General features: G+C 60.3%; 20 protein-coding genes. 7 read left to right on the top strand and 13 right to left on the bottom strand.

What is annotated here, in order from left to right:
* Window positions 1-135 precede the first annotated feature (135 nt).
* From RQH62_RS15295 to RQH62_RS15280, 4 genes are all read right to left on the bottom strand, one after another.
* Window positions 136-564, bottom strand: a complete 429-nt coding sequence (locus tag RQH62_RS15295) for an EamA family transporter (protein ID WP_311269600.1) — start codon at window positions 562-564, stop codon at window positions 136-138.
* A 28-nt stretch (window positions 565-592) separates the two neighbouring features.
* Window positions 593-1,606, bottom strand: a complete 1,014-nt coding sequence (locus RQH62_RS15290) for an aldo/keto reductase (RefSeq protein ID WP_311269599.1) — start codon at window positions 1,604-1,606, stop codon at window positions 593-595.
* 17 nt (window positions 1,607-1,623) lie between these two features.
* Complete coding sequence (locus tag RQH62_RS15285; RefSeq protein WP_311269598.1) at window positions 1,624-1,914, bottom strand: putative quinol monooxygenase; 291 nt, start codon at window positions 1,912-1,914, stop codon at window positions 1,624-1,626.
* Between the two features lie 62 nt (window positions 1,915-1,976).
* Window positions 1,977-2,765, bottom strand: a complete 789-nt coding sequence (locus RQH62_RS15280; protein ID WP_311269597.1) for a type 1 glutamine amidotransferase domain-containing protein — start codon at window positions 2,763-2,765, stop codon at window positions 1,977-1,979.
* 116 nt (window positions 2,766-2,881) lie between these two features.
* On the opposite strand from RQH62_RS15280, the gene RQH62_RS15275 reads away from it, so the two are divergent.
* Window positions 2,882-3,790 (top strand): LysR family transcriptional regulator, encoded by a 909-nt coding sequence (locus RQH62_RS15275; RefSeq protein WP_311269596.1) that lies wholly within the window; start codon window positions 2,882-2,884, stop codon window positions 3,788-3,790.
* 135 nt (window positions 3,791-3,925) lie between these two features.
* Here RQH62_RS15275 and RQH62_RS15270 read toward each other — a convergent pair whose 3' ends face one another.
* Entirely contained in the window at window positions 3,926-4,165 is a 240-nt protein-coding gene (locus RQH62_RS15270) for a hypothetical protein (RefSeq protein ID WP_311269595.1), read from the bottom strand.
* A 284-nt stretch (window positions 4,166-4,449) separates the two neighbouring features.
* On the opposite strand from RQH62_RS15270, the gene RQH62_RS15265 reads away from it, so the two are divergent.
* The 5 genes from RQH62_RS15265 (at window position 4,450) to RQH62_RS15245 (ending at window position 9,357) form a co-directional block, all read left to right on the top strand.
* Window positions 4,450-5,472, top strand: coding sequence for a zinc-binding dehydrogenase (locus RQH62_RS15265; RefSeq protein WP_311269594.1), 1,023 nt, complete (start codon window positions 4,450-4,452; stop codon window positions 5,470-5,472).
* A gap of 34 nt (window positions 5,473-5,506) precedes the next feature.
* Window positions 5,507-5,947 carry a hypothetical protein gene (locus tag RQH62_RS15260; RefSeq protein ID WP_311269593.1) on the top strand — a complete coding sequence of 147 codons (441 nt, stop codon included), beginning with the start codon at window positions 5,507-5,509 and terminating at the stop codon, window positions 5,945-5,947.
* Complete coding sequence (locus tag RQH62_RS15255; RefSeq protein ID WP_311269592.1) at window positions 5,944-6,747, top strand: SDR family oxidoreductase; 804 nt, start codon at window positions 5,944-5,946, stop codon at window positions 6,745-6,747. The genes RQH62_RS15260 and RQH62_RS15255 overlap by 4 nt, the downstream gene beginning before the upstream one ends.
* A 38-nt stretch (window positions 6,748-6,785) precedes the next feature.
* Entirely contained in the window at window positions 6,786-8,051 is a 1,266-nt protein-coding gene (locus RQH62_RS15250; protein WP_311269591.1) for an MFS transporter, read from the top strand.
* A 331-nt stretch (window positions 8,052-8,382) separates the two neighbouring features.
* The gene (locus RQH62_RS15245; protein WP_311269590.1) at window positions 8,383-9,357 is read left to right on the top strand and encodes a phytanoyl-CoA dioxygenase family protein; all 975 of its coding nucleotides are present in this window, start codon (window positions 8,383-8,385) and stop codon (window positions 9,355-9,357) included.
* A 232-nt stretch (window positions 9,358-9,589) separates the two neighbouring features.
* Here RQH62_RS15245 and RQH62_RS15240 read toward each other — a convergent pair whose 3' ends face one another.
* The 6 genes from RQH62_RS15240 to RQH62_RS15215 all read right to left on the bottom strand — a co-directional run bounded on the left by RQH62_RS15240 (window position 9,590) and on the right by RQH62_RS15215 (window position 14,846).
* Window positions 9,590-10,030, bottom strand: a complete 441-nt coding sequence (locus tag RQH62_RS15240) for a hypothetical protein (protein WP_311269589.1) — start codon at window positions 10,028-10,030, stop codon at window positions 9,590-9,592.
* A gap of 175 nt (window positions 10,031-10,205) precedes the next feature.
* The gene (locus tag RQH62_RS15235) at window positions 10,206-11,036 is read right to left on the bottom strand and encodes a Coq4 family protein (protein ID WP_311269588.1); all 831 of its coding nucleotides are present in this window, start codon (window positions 11,034-11,036) and stop codon (window positions 10,206-10,208) included.
* A gap of 294 nt (window positions 11,037-11,330) precedes the next feature.
* Window positions 11,331-11,564: a hypothetical protein gene (locus tag RQH62_RS15230; protein WP_311269587.1), complete on the bottom strand. Its 234-nt coding sequence runs from the start codon at window positions 11,562-11,564 to the stop codon at window positions 11,331-11,333.
* Window positions 11,565-11,597: 33 nt separating this feature from the next.
* Window positions 11,598-12,512 carry a DUF2889 domain-containing protein gene (locus tag RQH62_RS15225; RefSeq protein WP_311269586.1) on the bottom strand — a complete coding sequence of 305 codons (915 nt, stop codon included), beginning with the start codon at window positions 12,510-12,512 and terminating at the stop codon, window positions 11,598-11,600.
* A gap of 205 nt (window positions 12,513-12,717) precedes the next feature.
* A complete protein-coding gene (locus RQH62_RS15220) occupies window positions 12,718-13,800 on the bottom strand; it encodes a phosphotransferase (RefSeq protein WP_311269585.1) in 1,083 nt (360 codons plus the stop codon).
* The gene (locus tag RQH62_RS15215; protein WP_405053556.1) at window positions 13,797-14,846 is read right to left on the bottom strand and encodes an acyl-CoA dehydrogenase family protein; all 1,050 of its coding nucleotides are present in this window, start codon (window positions 14,844-14,846) and stop codon (window positions 13,797-13,799) included. Before RQH62_RS15215 ends, RQH62_RS15220 begins: the two co-directional genes overlap by 4 nt.
* A gap of 21 nt (window positions 14,847-14,867) precedes the next feature.
* Between RQH62_RS15215 and RQH62_RS24950 the strand changes: the two genes are divergently transcribed.
* Window positions 14,868-15,020 carry a hypothetical protein gene (locus tag RQH62_RS24950; RefSeq protein ID WP_405053555.1) on the top strand — a complete coding sequence of 51 codons (153 nt, stop codon included), beginning with the start codon at window positions 14,868-14,870 and terminating at the stop codon, window positions 15,018-15,020.
* Between the two features lie 289 nt (window positions 15,021-15,309).
* Here RQH62_RS24950 and RQH62_RS15210 read toward each other — a convergent pair whose 3' ends face one another.
* Together RQH62_RS15210 and RQH62_RS15205 are read right to left on the bottom strand one after the other, a co-directional pair.
* On the bottom strand, window positions 15,310-16,167 hold the full coding sequence (locus RQH62_RS15210) for a MaoC/PaaZ C-terminal domain-containing protein (RefSeq protein WP_311269583.1): 858 nt from the start codon (window positions 16,165-16,167) through the stop codon (window positions 15,310-15,312).
* Window positions 16,157-17,200 carry an NADPH:quinone oxidoreductase family protein gene (locus RQH62_RS15205; RefSeq protein ID WP_311269582.1) on the bottom strand — a complete coding sequence of 348 codons (1,044 nt, stop codon included), beginning with the start codon at window positions 17,198-17,200 and terminating at the stop codon, window positions 16,157-16,159. The genes RQH62_RS15210 and RQH62_RS15205 overlap by 11 nt, the downstream gene beginning before the upstream one ends.
* Window positions 17,201-17,300 lie beyond the last annotated feature (100 nt).

Below are 17,300 nucleotides of genomic sequence, written 5' to 3'. Positions count from 1 at the left end.
ATCTTGTCCGAGAGCCGGATGCGGGAGATCTGCACGTCCGGTTCGATGAGCAGGGAGTGGAAACGGACCGTCTGGCAAGCCCCACAGGCGCGCCGCACGACACCGCGCCACTTCCTGACTCTACCGAGGTCGGCGCTATCGCGCGATCAAGAAAACTCCTGCAACGGCGAGCGCGAGGCCGACGCATTTAGTCCAGGGCAGCGGCTCGCCCAGGAAAAAGACGCCCAGCAGCGCGCCGCCGACAATAAACATGCCATAGATCGGCACGACGACGCTAGCCGGCCCCATGGCCAGCGCCCGGAACAGCGAACTGACGGCGATCGCCAGCGAGACGCCCGCCGCGACGGTCCAACCGATATTGGCGCCGCGTAAACCGCGCCAAGCCGCTACATGCCCGCCGCCCGTCACCAGGGTCGTCGCCCAGACCGAGAGGAACACGATCCCGACGGACAAGGCCAGGACGCGAAAGCCCGACAGGCTGTGATCGCGGGTGGCGAGCTTTACAAAGAGCGTCGTGCTCGAATAGCCGGCCATGCCGATCAGGGCCCAGACGACATAGTTCATGGCACAATCTCCTGTCGGGCTGGCGGTTTCAATCGAGGCCGGGCAGCGGCGCGGCCGGATTGACGTGGCCCGCCGAGCGCAGATCGGCCCAGAAGTCGACGGGGACGACCTCTTCCAGCGCGGCCCGGTCTTCGGCGATGCGGCCGGGGCGGCTGGCACCGGGGATGACGGCGGCGACGGCTGGGTTGGCGAGCGAGAATTGCAGGCCGGCGGCCTTCATGCTGACGCCATGCCGGTCAGCGATCGCCTTGATCCGCGCCACCTTGTCCAGGACGGCCGGGGTGGCCGGCGCATATTCAAAGTTCGGCCCGCCCACGAGCGCACCGGAACTGTAGGGGCCGCCGACAATGATATCGAGGCCGCGTTCGGCGAGCGCCGGCATCACCCGCTGCAGGGCGCGATCATGGTCGAGCAGCGTATAGCGCCCGGCGAGCAGGAAGCCGTTGGGGCGCGGTTCCTTCAGGTCGAGCAGGGTCTCGATCGGTTCGGTCAGGTTCACGCCCAGACCCCAAGCCTTGATCACGCCCTCATCGCGAAGACGATCGAGCGCGCGGAAGGCGCCAGTGCGGGCCTGTTCGAAACGGGCGATCCATTCGTCGCCCCAGAAATCGCGGGCCAGGTCGTGGACGAAGACGATCTCGACATGGTCGGTGCGCAGCCGCTTCAGGCTGTCCTCGATCGAACGCAGCGTAGCGTCATGAGAATAGTCGTTGACGATGCGGTTGGCGCGGCCATGGGCAAAGACGCCGGCCTTTTCGCCCTGGTCACGGGCGCTGACATCCTCTACCTCGTCCAAGATGACGCGGCCCACCTTGGTGCTGATGACATAGTCGCCGCGCGGCTTGCCGGCCAACGCCTCGCCCATGCGCAGTTCCGCGAGGCCCGCGCCATAGAAGGGGGCGTTGTCATAATAGCGGATGCCGTCGTTCCAGGCGGCCTCGACGGTGGCGATCGCCTCTTCCTCTGGGATGGCGCGGAACATGTTGCCGAGCGGCGCGGCGCCGAAGCCGAGCGTGCCGGGCAGGATCGATGTGAGGGACATGGGGTGTTTCCTTTCGTTCAGGCGATGGCGTCGAGCACGAAGGCGCTGCGCTCCGCGAGGTCGCTGATGGTGGCGAGATAGGTCTGGAAATGCGGGCTCGCGCGGTGCGCGGCGATCGCCGCATCGTCGACATAGAGTTCGTCGAGGACGAAGCGCGTGGGCTCCGCCTGATCCCGCCACAGATCGTAGCGCAGATTGCCCGGCTCGGCACGGCTGGGCGCCAGCATCGCATCGAGCAGTGCCCGCAGCGCCTCTGCCTTGCCCGGTCGGGCGGTCAGGATGGCGACGATCTTCAAGGGGGCAGGCATGGCGGTGGTCCTTGCGATGGGGGCGGAACGCTGGCGTAGCGCCCCGCCGGTCTTTCTGGTGTTCATGCCCGGTCGAGCGCTTCGATCAGCCGGGCAGCGAGCGGATGATCCGAATGAGGGTTCTGCCCGGTAATCAGTTCGCGGTCGACAATGACATGGGGGGCGAAATCAACGGCCGTGGTGACGACCTCGCCGCCGGCGGCCGTCAGCGCGCTCGGCATGTCGAAATACATCTTCGCATGCAGGATATGGTCCTCGACCACCTTCTCCTCGCTCGCCGAAAAGACGGTCATCCGATAGCCCCTGTAGAGCCAGTCCGATGCCCACTCACTGGCCTTCGCCGGATCGTCGGCGATCATCGCGGCGCGGAAGGCGCGCGGATCGCTCATGGCGGCGGCCAGTGCGATCGGGCCGTGGCACAGCAGCGCGGTGGGCTTGGCCGTCGCATGAAAGTGGCTCAGGATCTCGCCCAGTTCCGCGCTCTGCATCAGGTCCACGGCGGGGGCCTGCCCGCCGGGCACGAACACCGCCGCATAGGCATCCAGCCCCTCGGCGATCACCTGCCGCAGAGTGCGGACGGCGTTCATCGCCGGATCGGTGTCGAAATAGGCGCGGGCTTTGGCATAGGCCGCTTCGTCATCGCCGAAATGGGCCGGGGAGTCGGATGCGGCATCGATCGTCGGCTTGGTGCCGTCCGGCGTCGCCAGCACGATATCGTAACCCGCATCGACCAGCGCCATCGCCGGTACCACCGTTTCATTCAGATATTGCCCGGTCGCGCCCCAGCCATTGCCCCGGACCTCGATCCGCGTGGCGTTGGAACCGATCACCAGTATCTTACCCTTGCTCATGGGAGTCTCCTTGAAAAATGCCTGTGTCCGCTGTGGACGCCCCCTCAATGCGCCAGCCGCACTCATTGCAGAAGTTTATTCCTTGGATTTTAGATATGCGCATGAGAATATAACTGATGCGCTATGATCTCAATCTGCTGCCGATCTTCGTCGCGCTGATGGAGGAGCGGAACGTCACCCGCGCAGCCGAACGGCTGGGGATGACGCAGCCTGCTATGTCTAATGCGCTTGCCCGGTTGCGGCTGATGCTGAAAGACCCGCTGTTCGTGCGCGAGCGCTACGGCATCCAGCCGACGCAGGTGGCGCTCGATCTGGTGCCGTCGATCACCGACGCGCTGGCGACGCTGGACGATGCGGTGCTGGGCCAGCAGAGCTTCGATCCCGCCACCGCCGATCGGCTCTTCACGATCGCGCCCAATGGCTATGTCGAATTCGTGCTGGTGCCCGCGATCGTGGCGCGGTTGGCGGAGTTGGCGCCTGGCATCAAGCTACGGCTCACCCCCTATGGCAATGATCTGGTCGAGACCGGCGCCGTGTCAGGCACGACCGCTATAGTACTGGGCCGGATCGTCGAGCCGCCCGACAATCTGGTGGTGCAGCATCTGATGGATGAAGGGCTGGATTGTGTGGTGCGGGCCGACCATCCGGAGATCGGCGATACGATCAGCCGCGCGCAGTTCGAACGACTGAAGCATGTGAATGTCATCCCGCCGGGGCGTCTGCGGGCCGGGCTTTTCCAGGCGCTGGCGAAACAGTCGCTGAAGCGCGAGGTCGCCCTTTCCGTCACGAACTTCTTCGCCGTTGTGGAGATGGTCGCCGTGACCGATTATTGCGCGACCTTGCCGCGCCTAATCTGTCGGCGGTTGCGGCATGATCCCAGACTCAGAATATTGCCGGCGCCGGTCGATCTGGGCAGCTTCCCGGTCGAGATGGCCTGGCATGTCCGCTATCGCCACGATCCGGCGCATCGCTGGCTGCGCGGGACCGTGGCAGAAGTCGTCAAGCAGGTGTCAGCGGGAGAGTAGAACAACAAGGAAATGCGTATTCTTGTTTTGAACTGCAATTGCGGGGGGAGTAGCGGTCGGTCTGGACCTGAGCATCATGCGTTCGCCACCGAATGGCGAGGATGGGTCCACTTCAGCTAGCCTACAGTTGTTTTCTCAAAGCCGTGCTGTTCGCACGATTACTTTTTCGATCCCAGCATCATCCGCGAACCGCCTGGCGCGCTCTATGGCTTCAGTCATAAGCCAGTCGAAGGAACCAGAACCTCCAGAATCACCTTCGGCACTGTCGAAGAAATAGCCTTTTTCCAATCCGCCATGATCGCGATGAACGACGACGGTGACATGGCGCTCCGTTGGTATATCAACCTTGGGCGACAGATAGATAGTCGAAGCCATTTTCTCTCCGGCATTGATCACCTCGGAGAATCTCGAGGTATGAGCGCTATAGCAGATTTGAACATTTCAAGAACATGATGCAAGCTTGATTTCGGGGTTGCCTCTGGCCAGCTCCAAAAATGGACCTTCGATCGAGGGAGGGAGACCTTTGAGCCGGCTATCGCCATTATTTCTTTATGGCATACGGTAAGGCTTGACCACGAGCTTTGTCCCCATATAGCTTACACCATAAATTAATTGAACGCCTCAAGGTAGCTGTGAGGCGCGCATGTAAGGAAGGTAGAATGCTCGCGGCCGATTTCATGAAACCAGGAGCGATCGATGCGCGTCACGACGCGAGTTCGCCCGAGCCTGCAGCTGGAGAAGTTTTGGTCGCCGTAGCAGCATGCGGGATTTGCGGGTCAGACCTGCACATGTTTCGTGACAACAGCTACCGAGAACGGCTCGTGAGATCGACGCCTGAGGGCTATGAAATTCCGGGGCACGAGTTTGCCGGAACGATTGCTGGTGTTGGGCAGGGGGTGACCGATTGGGCGGTCGGTGACCGGGTCGTGGGTGTGACTGGGAATGGCGGCGGGATGGCACAATTCGTCACGGTGCCTGTGAATCCCTTTCAGCTCGTCCGAATCCCGGATGCAGTAAGCTTTGAAGAAGCGGCCACGACCGAACCTCTGGCCGACGGTCTACAGATGGCGCGCAAGGCAGCTATCGCGCCAGGCGAGAATGTTCTTGTCTTCGGCGTCGGCATCATTGGTCTCGGCGTCATACAGGCGATCAAGGCGCGAGGGCTCCAGCCAGGCAGGATCATAGCCGTCGATATCCATGATCGTCGCCTCGAGGCTGCCAAAGCGGTTGGCGCAACCCATGTCGTCAATCCTCGCGAGCAGGATCTGTTCGAAGCCGTCGCGACGCTTTGCGGGCGCGAGGATGATTTTCGCGGCATATCTGCCAAAGTCGATGTGGTCATCGACTGTGCTGGCTATATCCGTCATATCCCGGGGCCAGCACCGCTCCAACTTGCCCTCAATATGGTTGCGAACCGCAACGGCCGCATCGTCTGCTTCGGCGGCTTCGAAGGCGAGATGTCGATCGATTTCAGCAATGTCATTCGCAAGGAGCCCACCATCATGGGTTCCAATGGCTATGCTGCAGAGGAGCTTGTTGAAGCGCTCGATCTGATGGCGGCAGGCAAGGTCGATCGCCGAAGTCTGCTTTCCCATCATTTCCCCCTCGATCAGGTTGGCGAGGCGTTCGCAGCTCAGGGGCGGCCAGATGCGGTCAAGGTCATGCTTCAGGTGGCGCAATGATTCTCGAAGTCATGCAGGGCCAAGGGCACATGATGTGAAGCGCGTGATCACCACTAACGACCCTCAGGGGCGCTCGCGCATCCTGATCGATGAAGAGGTCGCCGCCCATGGACTGATCTGGGAAACCCGCCCTGGAAGTCCGTTAGGCGATGAGCCAGTTGCCAATTTGGGCGACCTGGATTTTCCTGAAGGCGGGATACAGGCTCGCATGATCGAGATACCTGCGGATGAACTGCTCGCGGAATATCTTCGGCATGGGATAGCCGGGCATGACGCCGATGGTTTCCATCGTACTGGGACCATTGATTTTCTGGTACTTCTGGAGGGACGTCTGCGCCTTATTCTGGACGATGGTGCAGTCGAACTGGCTCCCGGTGATGTGGTCGTGCAGCGCGATACCAACCACGCCTGGAGGGCTGGCGAGACTTCAGCTCGCTGTTTTGTCGTCGTCAGCCGACCTGAGGCAAATGCATGAGCGATGCGCAGACTGGAGAGCTTTCAGGCAAAGTTGCGATCGTAACCGGCAGCGCGAGCGGCATAGGGCAGGGGATCGCACTGGGTTTTCTTCGGGCAGGAGCGCGTGTCATCGCGGCAGACCTCAATGCCAATGTCGAGACCCGCAATCTCGCCGCGCGCGAGCGGCTCGAGGGACAGCTTCACGAGGTGCGCGCTGACGTCACACAGGAAGACGACATCGCGCGGATAATCGAGGCGGCACAGGAACGATATGGACGGCTCGACATCATGGTCAACAATGCCGGCGGCTCCGGTGCTCTCGAGCCTATCCTGGACATCGACGCGAAAGGTTTTGATCTCACGTTCGCTCTCCTTGTCCGCAGTGTATTTCTCGGTATCCGCCATGCGGGACGTTTTCTCAAGGCGCAGGGGGAAGGCGGTGTCATTCTTACCACCGGATCGATCGCGGCTCGTGCCGGCGGTTGTTCGCCGAGCCTCTATGCTGCTGCGAAAGCGGCCGTTGTGCAGCTCAGCGCAATGTCGGCTGTCGAGCTCGCACCCTATAGCATCCGCGTGAACACCGTGTCTCCCGGGCCGATCATGATACCTGGATTTGCAAGCAGCGGAATTTCGGCAGAGCAATTGATCGCGCTGCAGCCTTGGCCGGAAGCCGGGCAGCCGTCCGATGTGGCCGCGGCCATGACTTTTCTGGCCAGCGAGAAATGTCGCTTCGCCACGGGAAGCGATTGGGTCCTGGACGGTGGCATTCTGGCGCAGGGGCCGCTCTGGCTTGAACGGCTGTACGGAAAATCGACCTGAGCCGGCCGCTCCCATCGATAGCTCCCGAGGCGCAAAAGATGCAGGCCGAGGCTCGACATCAGCAATCCGGCACGCCCGTTGCGACTATGCCCGGGGATGTGCCCAATTTCATCAGGCGTGGCACGGCAACCTATCGTCGCGCCTCGTTCAGCTTGCTTCTTGGCGGCCTATCAACCTTCAATCTTCTTTACTGCGTTCAGCCCCTGATGCCCGAATTCTCTCGCGTCTTTGGCGTCGGGGCGGATCAGTCAGCCCTTTGCCTTTCGTTGACGACAGCCGCCCTCGCCCCCTCGTTGTTGCTGGCCGCACCTCTTGCCGATCGGTTTGGGCGCAAGCCGGTCATGCTGGTATCTGTGCTGCTTTCTTCGCTTTTGGTCCTGGCGGGCGCTATTATGAACGATTGGTGGGGCTTTCTCGCCACACGAGCGCTGCTGGGGCTGACACTCGGCGGACTGCCGGCAATCGCCATGACCTATCTCGCCGAAGAGATCGAACCAGCGGCACTTGGCGCAACAATGAGCCTCTACATAGGCGGAAACGCCTTAGGCGGGGTCGCCGCGCGCCTCATGAACGGCATACTTGCTGACCATTTCTCCTGGCACCTCGCGCTCGCCATAACCGGCAGCCTTGGTATCTTGGGCGCGCTTGTCATGGGTTGCCTGCTGCCGCGCTCACGCGTTTTCGTACCAGTGGCGCGGCGGGAGCAGGCGCAGAAAGGCGGCTATCTCTCACATCTTAAAAGCCGCCGGACCATGTTGTTGCTAGCCGAGGGCGCGCTGCTGTCTGGCATTCTGGTTACGGTGTCGAACCTGCTTGGCTATCGCCTTGTTGCAACGCCTTTTCATCTTTCGGTCACGCTCGCCAGCCTGGTCTTCGTCACCTATCTGTTGGGATCACCGACCACGATCATTGCAAGTCGCATCGCAGAAAGATTCGGAAAAATACTGGTTCTCAATGCTGGCTTTTGTCTCATTCTTCTGGGTGTCGGCCTGATGATCCTGGATGCACTCACTCCGATCGCGCTTGGTCTGGCTGTTTTAACGGTCGGCTTCTTCACCGCTCATGGTTCGGCAAGCGTCCTGATCACGATGGGTGCGCACGGAAGCAAGGCACAGGCGGCTTCGCTCTATCTCTTTGCCTTCTATAGTGGGTCCGGGATCATCAGCTGGTTCGGAGGGCATGTATGGATCTGGGGAGGCTGGCAGGCAGTGACCCTCTATATTGCCCTGTTGGGAACAGTCGGCTTTCTAATCGCGGTTACCCTTGCCCGTACTGCCAATCGCATTTCCGGCGTGCAACATTGATTGGACCGTTGGAGGCAAGGAGAACTCGGCCTGATCCGGGCGGACGTCAAAGGATGCATATGCTCCTGCCCGAAATCCTGCAGTGATGAAAAATTAACCTCTAGCAGGCGGAGCGGTACGGCAATCTCTCTGGGGTGCTCCCCTGACGCAAATGACTTGCCCAAGGGTACGCATTTATAACCTCAGGGACGACCGATCGGCGGTCGCATTCTGGGTACTGCCACCTCGTGACGGTCGGCCGGCATCATTCCATATTGCCTACCATCACAATTTTGATAGAGTTATTCCGAAATAAAATTTCCATCGCAGGAGACGGATCGTGGCCACTCGAATGAATCCCATCGTGGATTCAGATCGCCTGCCGCAGCCCAGCTCAGATGTTGAAATCAACAAGCGAAACCTTGACGAATTCGGCTATGCGATCCACGCCGACCTCCTGTCCCTCGACCAAGTCGCGGCGTTGAAGGATAGGCTGGTCGAGCAGTCTGAACTGGAATGTGAAGAAGGCGTCGCAACCTATCGACTGGCTGATCGGGATATCATCGGCGACAGGCAAATTGGCTGTCCTCCTTCTGTGCCCGCGTGGCAGGCGGTCCTTGCTCTTCCCAACAAGGGGCAGGTGTTCATCGACGCTCTGATGCACCCTGTCGTGCTTGATTATGGGCGACATATTCTGGGAAACATTCCCTTCTATCTTGCGCAGTCGACCGGGTTGGTCGTTCGCAATGGGTCCGGAGGGCAGATCATGCACTCAGACCAGATCGCGGTTCCATTCGAGACTCCGGTGCCCGTCTATTTCCATGCCATGATCGCGCTCAGTGATTTCGAACTGGGCATGGGCGTCACGGAAATGGTTCCGGGAAGCCATCGATGGCCCGCCCCACGGTTCGATATCGACGAGGCGACCGGCAAGGCTCGCAGCATCGAAAGCGCAGCGAGCGTGCCGATGACATGCAAAGCGGGCTCTGCGATAATCTTTGAGAGCCGGGTATGGCACTTTCAGGGCCGTTCCACCTCGGACAAGACCCGCCTTTCGCTGCTGAACGGCTACTGTCTGCATTTCATCCGGCCGCAGGACGACTATGCTGCCTCGATCATGGATGACGTTTACGAGCGGCTTACGCAGGATGAGCGTCGCATGCTCGGCTTTGAAGTCGTCCAGGAATATACGGGCAGGCTGTTTCCGCGGTCACCAGACGACCGCCGACATAATGTGAACTTCCGCGCGCCTTATATTCCCGAGCTTCGGCGCGGAGGCGACAAGCACGCAGTCCCGTTCGAGGGCATGGGAAGCGAGGAGAGCTAACTACCGCATCCTTACAGGGGCTGATCCAACGGGCAGCCGGGTGGATTTTGCCGACATGAACGGCCACCTCCTCCGGCCGCATTCTATTTTGCCAGCCTTAGCCGACCTTCTCACTGTAGCAGTCTCGAGAACGCGGACTAAGCTCGTCGGTGGCTGGCTTGATAGCTTTGCGAGGGCAGGATCCGCTGGAATAGTGGCTGATCTCTTCGCCTATGCACAGGCGCGCCGACGGTCAGTGCACCGAGGCGATTTCGACTGGGTAGGGTAGTTCCATCTCGTGCAGCCATAAGAGTGCAGCTGCGACGTGGCGGTCGTGCGGACTTAGACTCCTTGGTGGAATCAAAAGGGTCTCACCCGCAGCAGCATTTGCCTCAATAGCGATAATGGCTTGGCGTAGCCTTTCAAGAAACACGCGCTGCGCAAGCGGCGCCATCGCTGTTGGTCGCGGCGCCGAGGACTGCGCCCATTTTTCGAAAGCGCCATCAACCTCAGCTTCGCTCGCGGGATCGTACCGCAAGGCACGGATGCGCTCGCCCTTCTTCCCCTGATAGGGGGTGAGGAGCGGCCAAAGCAGTTTCAAGACCTCGTCGGGATGGGCTTTTTCTGGCTTCACATCGGAGGGGTTCTCTCGAAGCCGTCGTTTCAGGAAGGTAATAAAAAGGCTGACGGACATTGATGCGCTCGGCTGGTGATGGTGAGATGAGCCCGGAAGCCTGATCTCAAAACCTCAGAACAACCCAGTCTCGTTGCGATGCGAGGACTGTACTGGCAAATGTACGCCAGCGAAAGCCGCATGGACGCCAAACACCGATGTCTTCGCAATGTCCACCGCCTCTCATTGCCTTAGATCACCCTGACGCGTTTTTATATGTCCAGGCCCAGTGATCCGGAGCAGGCGCCTCGTCAAAACCGAAATGGCTGCGGATATCGGTGAGCGACCAGTCGAGAAACTCCTCCCACTGTATCATGAAGAGCGGCCGGGTTTGGCGTCGTCCCAGCGATCGGCCGAGTGCAATGCCCTCAAAATAGGCATGGAGAATGTTCGGATAGTGTAGCCCAGCCCGCATGAGGCTTGTGGAGACAAGGAAAGTACCGAACCGGTTCAGCTCTGCAGCCAGACCAGAGCCGAAGTAGCGATCATTTGCCTCGATATTGGCTACGATGAGAGCAATCTCTCCGACCGGGCTTGGATCAAAGCCTGTCACCATATGCTCAATGTCGTGGACCTGGACCCGCCTCTTGTTCAGATATTCAAGATCGGATCTGGCCTCGGCCCGAAACATGAAATCGACCTCCATTCCGCTCTCGGTAATGAACCGTCGCAATTCGGCTCCAAGCGTGCCAGGCGCGTGTCTCGCCAGGTCCTTGGCAGCAAACCGAGAGACGAAACGGCGGTCAAGCCAATCAGCAAATTCGGGTAGTCGTCCGCGTGCCTCTTCCAGGAGTTCATCCAGCAGCCCCGCAGGTGTTACCTCATCAAAGGCGCGCTGCACCTCGGGAATAAGATAGGCTGAGGGCAAATCATGACCGTCGCGCTTGAGCCCCATCTGGGCATATACGTCTCGAAACCTTGGATTGTTGAGATAGGGGGAAGAGCTGACCAGAATACTGCTCACCGCAGGTTCGGCGTTTCCCATGAGATACCGCGCCTCGTCCAAGGCCCCTTGCGCGTCCGTCATTTGTCCTCTCCGCTTCTTGCCGCGCAGCGATCTTCGCCTCCACGTGCGCGAGGAATGTGGGACCTCCGCCAAGCAATTGCAATGCATATTGTATCGTAAATATCGTGGCGCTTTTGCTTTCACAATCTATCGGCAGCGAACCGGCGCATCGTCCAAACCTATATGGCACCAGAGGAGGGCTTAGATAGGCAGGCGATTGCTGGTGCAGCCAGGCTCTGGTCGACCAAAGCGCATTCAACATCGAAGCGACGCGCGATGGGTGGCGCGCGCAAGAGCCATCGATCCAGGTCGGGCTTACCGCTCCGGGGAGACGAGCGGATGCTTGTTCCTAATATCGTCTATCAGTCCTTCGATGGCTTCGACTTCGCTACGCGATCCAAGGCAATTGATGGCCCAATTGCAGTGCGGATGCGTTTTTCTGTCATATAGATGAACATTGCCGATGAGTTTGCGCCATTTTTGACGGGTGCCGCCATGGTCACGCACAAGCCGTGCAATCAGGAGATCCTGCAACTGACCCGTTGTCATATGCTCATCTCCCGAGGCAGGTCGAGCTTTGCATCATCGATCCAGATTTTCGGCGAGCAACGGTACCTCTCCAAGTGCCCGGATCATGTCATTGAGATGGGTGCACCCCGCAGTACGCTTCAGCCATTCGAGCACGGCTGAGCGTAAATGCTGCATCGGGGTGCCAAGAAGCACCTCGATATTAGCGGTAGCCGACTGGCATTCGGGGTGCGGCAGCGTGCCGGCGGTCGCCTCGAGTGACATGAGCCTTCCCGATTGCCTGTCGGCTGTAGCTTCCAGCCGATATTCATGAAGGGCTTCGCGCAATGCGGTTCCGGGAAGGTTGGCGGAGTCCTGGAACAGCGATTGCACGCAAATCTGATCGCCCTCCATCCAGACGTCGATAAGGCGGGCACGGCGGAAATGGATGTTGGTTCCATGCTCGGGGAAATCGTGCCAGCCGACCGGATCGACCGGATCAATCAGCGGCAATACGCAGGCAAGCTTTGGCTTGCCGTCACCGATCGCTCGGACAAATGCGCTCGAGCCTGGTCGAAAGCCAATGCAGACGCCGGCCATCCCGCCAAAATCGTCGGCCGGTATGCCCGCATGAGGATCGGGGATCGCATGATATCGCGCCCAGCACCATTTGCTCACGAGGCTCGCGCCGGCAAGATCGTCGAGAAGCAGATAGAGCGGAGCCTCATGACTCGCGTCTCCAAACAGGCCGTCGATGGCAGCGCGCAAGCTCGATCCGGCCTTCTGCCCCGCAAGGGCGGCCACGTCCAGGCCGGTCGGACCTGACCGGATGTCCGCGATAGTTCTGTGTGAACCAAAATTGCCCTGAATGCTGTCGCTGGCGATAATCCGTGGGAGACTGCCGTCAGCCGGCGTAGCCAAATCGCGGGCACGCCCTTCGAAACGTCCATTCTCAGGGGCGTGAAGTGGCCAGTCCACGTCAATCGACATGGTGCGCCGTATCGACCCTGGCTTGCGCTTTGGGGCATGGCCCATGGGATCGTGGGCAGCTGTTGCATAGATCGGAAGGGGGCGGCCGCTCAAATCAAGGCCCAGCGCTGCAGGCTCGACTGCGCCATGATGATGTTCAGTTCGCGCCATCATACACCGGCAATTGCCAGCCACATCTGCAGCCAAAGGCACATTTGCGGTATCATTACCCGTACAGCTTTTGGCAGCGTTCCATGGCCCGCCGTGCCAGATCAGACAGTAATGGAAAGGCTTCGGCCCGTTCGCGCGCGTGCGCATTGGCGGCGTTGCCCCGGATCACGCGTCCCTTGATGCCGTGGAAGATCGCTGCCAGTCGGAAGAAGTTGAAAGCGACGTAAAAGTCCCAGTTGGCGATCCCGTCCCGCCCGGTCCGTGCGCAATAGGCCGCGACATAGTCCGCCTCCGACGGGATGTTCAGCCCCGCGATGTCGGCGCCGCCCAGCCCCGCCACGATGCTCGGCGGCATCTGGTACATCATCGCATGATAGGCAAAGTCAGCCAGCGGATGGCCCAGCGTCGACAGCTCCCAGTCCAGCACCGCCAGCACGCGTGGCTCGGTCGGGTGGAAGATCATGTTGTCGCAGCGGAAATCGCCATGGACGATGCTGCTCTCGTCGCCCGCCGGGATATTCTGCGGCAGCCATTCGACCAGCGCGTCCATGTCGGCATCGCGCCCTGCGTCCGTATCGTCCAGATATTGCTTCGACCAGCGGCCGATCTGGCGCTCGAAATAATTGCCGGGCTTGCCATAATCGGTGAGCCCCAGCGCGGCATAATCGATGCCGTGCAACCGCGCGATCGTGTCGTTCATCGCATCGAAATAGGCCAGGCGTTCCGCCGCTGGCACGTCGGGGAAGGTGGCGTCCCAGAAGATGCGCCCCTCCACCATGTCCATGACATAGAATATGCTGCCGATGACGCTCTCGTCAGTGCACAGGCCAAAGACATGCGCGACCGGGAAGCCGACGCCGCCCAGCGCAGACAGCACCCGCGCCTCGCGGTCCACAGCATGTGCGCCTTTCAGCGTCTCGCCCGGCGGCTTGCGCCGCAGCACATAGTTACGCCCCGGCGTCATCAGCTTGTAGGTCGGGTTGGACTGTCCGCCCTTGAACTGCTCGACGGTCAGCGGCCCGGCATAGCCCTCGACATGCGCCTCCATCCAGGCGGCGAGCGCAGCCTCGTCGAAGCGATAGGCCTCGCGCACCGCCGTGGTACCGGCATTGGCGTCCGCTCCGGCTGCGCCGCTCACTGACCCTGCGCCTTCTTCCAGTCGCGCTTGATCTTCTTGGCGAGCGACCACTTATGGACTTCGGTCGGGCCATCATAGATGCGGAAGGCGCGGATTTCACGGAACACCTGCTCCACGATCGTATCGTCGGTCACGCCGCTGCCACCCATCACCTGCACGCAGCGGTCGGCGATCCGCATCAGCGCCTCGCTGACGGCAACCTTCGCCATGGAGCTTTCCGCAGTACCCAGATGCCCGGCGTCCAGCACATCGGCGCACCAGTCGATCATCAGCTCCGCCTGTTTGAGGTCGATCAGGTTTTCCGCCAGCATGAAGCCGACGCCCTCATGATCCACCAGCGGCTTGCCAAAGGCCATGCGGCGATTGGCATAGTCGGTCGCGATCTCGTTCGCCCGGATGCACGCGCCCAGCCAGCGCATGCAGTGGGACAGGCGGGCAGGGGACAGCCGCACCTGCGCATATTGGAACCCCTCGCCGCTATTGCCCAGCATCTGGTCGGCCGGCACACGCAGATTGTCGATGGTCAGCACCGCATGGCCGCCCGGCATGGAATTGTCGATCGTGTTGGGCACATGGTCGATGCGGATCGCCGGATCGGGCAGGTCCACAAGGAACATGCAGGCCCCGTCCGAAGACTTGGCCATGACGATGCCGATGCCCGCCCCGTGCGCCCCGGTGATGAAGGCCTTGCGGCCGTTGATGACCCAGTGATTGCCGTCCTGCTGACAAGTGGTCTGCATCATCGACGGGTCGGACCCCGCACCATTTTCCGATGCTGGCTCAGTCATGAAGAATGCAGACCGCTTGGTGCCATCCACCATGGGTTTCAAAAAGCGGGCTTTGATGTCGCGGTTGCCCACTTTGGAGAGGAGATACATATTGCCTTCGTCAGGCGCCGCCGTGTTGCAGGCGAGCGGACCGAGAGGCGACAAGCCGGATTGCCGCAGCACAATGGCGGTTTCGCGTTGTGAAAGATGCTGTCCGTTCGGCATGATGTGCGGGGTCAGCACTCCGGCGCGACGAGCCTCATCGCGTAGCTCGCTCACAAGCGCCTCTGATGGCCCCCCATGCTCGTCGCGGCGGGCATCTTTTTCATATCCGGCGACGACAGTGCGTACAAACGCCTCGACCCGGGCGGCAATTTCCAAAGTGCGTTCAAGGCCAATGCCGGAGGCGTGATAGATGTCCTCGGGCCGAATCCGTTGGTCCTTCCTCGTTGAACTCATATCCCGATCCTCCCCATTATCTGTATCATGCCCGAGGTGGCGCTTTCACCCTGCGTGATTCCATCTCGCAGAATCTTCGGCAATGCGCGTAGCCTGTGGCATATATCGCTATGCAGATGATTTTGCACGCGGGCCATTGTTATTGATTTGCGTAGATGCGGGATGCCGCCTGTTGGCCGGCATGCTGGAAGCAAAAATTCGATCATTCAGTCGCCATTTGCACGTCCAAGGCTTTCCATCGTCCTTCCGCCCGATCCCAAGCGAAAGCCAGAAAAGCCGGCTGTCATCTAAGCTTGATCTGTCCCCCATCCAGCAGTGGGGCAGGGCGCCCTTGTGCGTACGCCCGAAACCGGATCTCCGATCTGCTCTCGTGCCAATAATCGACCTGAAGCATGTCTCCTGGAAAGACGGCTCCCGTGAATCTTGTGCGCATGCCTGCCAATCTATCAGGCTCGAACAGGCCGGCCTCGAGCGAAAGCATCCGGACCGCGATGCCAAAGCTGCATAATCCCATCAAAATCGGCTTGGGGAAGCCCGCTGCAGCTGCGTGATCCGGTTCGACATGCAGCAGATTGCGATCTCCGGAGAGGCGGTAGAGCAGCGCCTGATCAATCGAAATCAAGGCGCTCAGACTCCCATCTGGTATCCGGTCGGGAATGGCAATGATATCGGCAGGAGGCGGCTTGGGGCCGCCAAAGCCGCCAGCGCCTCGAATAACAAGAATGGAACGGCAACGAGCGAAAAGTTGGTTATCCTGCGATGATCGGATTTCTCTCACTGTCGAAGCGGTGGCGGGCTTGCCGGCACCCCGGTCGGATATGTCATCCACCCATTCGGTGATCGAGATTTCTCCATCAGGCGGAACCGGGGCCATCACCTCCAGGATTTCCTCGCCATGAACGATCTGCGAGAAATCAAAGCCGAGGTCTGGCTGTTCCCACAGACTCATGTCTCGCCCCATGACCGTCGCCATAGTGGGAAAGCTGTGGACTTTCTCTTCAAGGACATAGGGCAGAAGGGTGCTTCGCTGGGAAGCGAGGAGACCGATGCCTACGCCAAGATTGTAGAGAACGGTATTGTGGGAACCCCACCGCTCCTGTCGCCTCATCGGCATGGTTGAAAGAAGCAGGTCAGTCCGCATGTTGCCCGCCTGAGCCAGTCGAGGTTTCGCGATCCGGCGACATTGATACCACGATTTTTCCGACGTTCGCCCGGTCAGACAATCGCGCAACGGCCAAAGCGCCTTGCTCGAGGGGATAGACAAATTGCGCGCGCGGATGGATGAGCCCTTCGTCCCACAGCGCCATCAGATGGGAGACGCCCCTTGCACAATTTTCGGGCTCGCGTTGCGCGAAGGCGCCCCAGAACACGCCCTTTACGTCGCAGCCCTTGAGGAGCGGCAGGTTCATTGGCAAGTTCGCGATGCCTGCGGGGAAGCCTATGATGAGATATCGACCTCCCCATGAGATAGCCCGCAGCGCCGGTTCGGCATAGCGCCCACCCACAGGGTCGAAGATGAGGTCATAGCCGGTTCCCCGACTGCCATCCTTGAACAGACTGGAGAGCGTCCTGCCCATTTCAGCGTCGCTGATTTCGTCACCATAGACGATGACATCGTCAGCGCCGGCGCTGGAGGCGACCGCAGCTTTCTGCGGTGTGGATACTGCGGCGATGACAATGGCGCCTGCAGCTTTGCCGATCTCGATCGCAGCGAGCCCGACCCCTCCTGCCGCACCAAGAATGAGAAGCTTTTCTCCGGGCTGTATTCCGCCGCGATCATGAAGCCCGTAATAGGCAGTGCCATAGGCAAAGAGCAGGGCTGCGCCATCTTCGAATGACTGTCTGTCGCTCAGCGGATATACGCATCGAGCATCGATAGCGACCTTCTCTGCAAGGCCGCCATGACCTGCAAAGGCTACCACTCGTTGACCCGCCTTGATATGGCTTACGCCAAATCCGACACTATCGACGATGCCGGCGACCTCACCACCCGGTGCGAAGGGGCGTTGGGGTTTGATCTGATATCGATCTTCAATGATCAGAAGGTCAGGATAATTGAGCGCACAGGCCTGGACGGCCACGATGATTTCGCCAGGTCTGGCGATGGGATCCACCAGTTCTCCGATGATCAGCTGATCCGGGCCGCCGGGCCTTTCGGATAGCAAAGCACGCATTGGCCTCTCCTGATTTCGTCGCCTCTGCCTGCCATTGCTCCATCGAGCTTGATGAGCGGAACTTGTCATTGGCGTATTTTGTGAATGGATAGAATACGCA

The organism is Sphingobium sp. WCS2017Hpa-17, from assembly GCF_031843765.1.
Classification (GTDB): domain Bacteria; phylum Pseudomonadota; class Alphaproteobacteria; order Sphingomonadales; family Sphingomonadaceae; genus Sphingobium.
The sequence above is the reverse complement of the archived record's forward strand: the minus strand, read 5'-3'. Positions and strand labels throughout refer to the sequence as shown.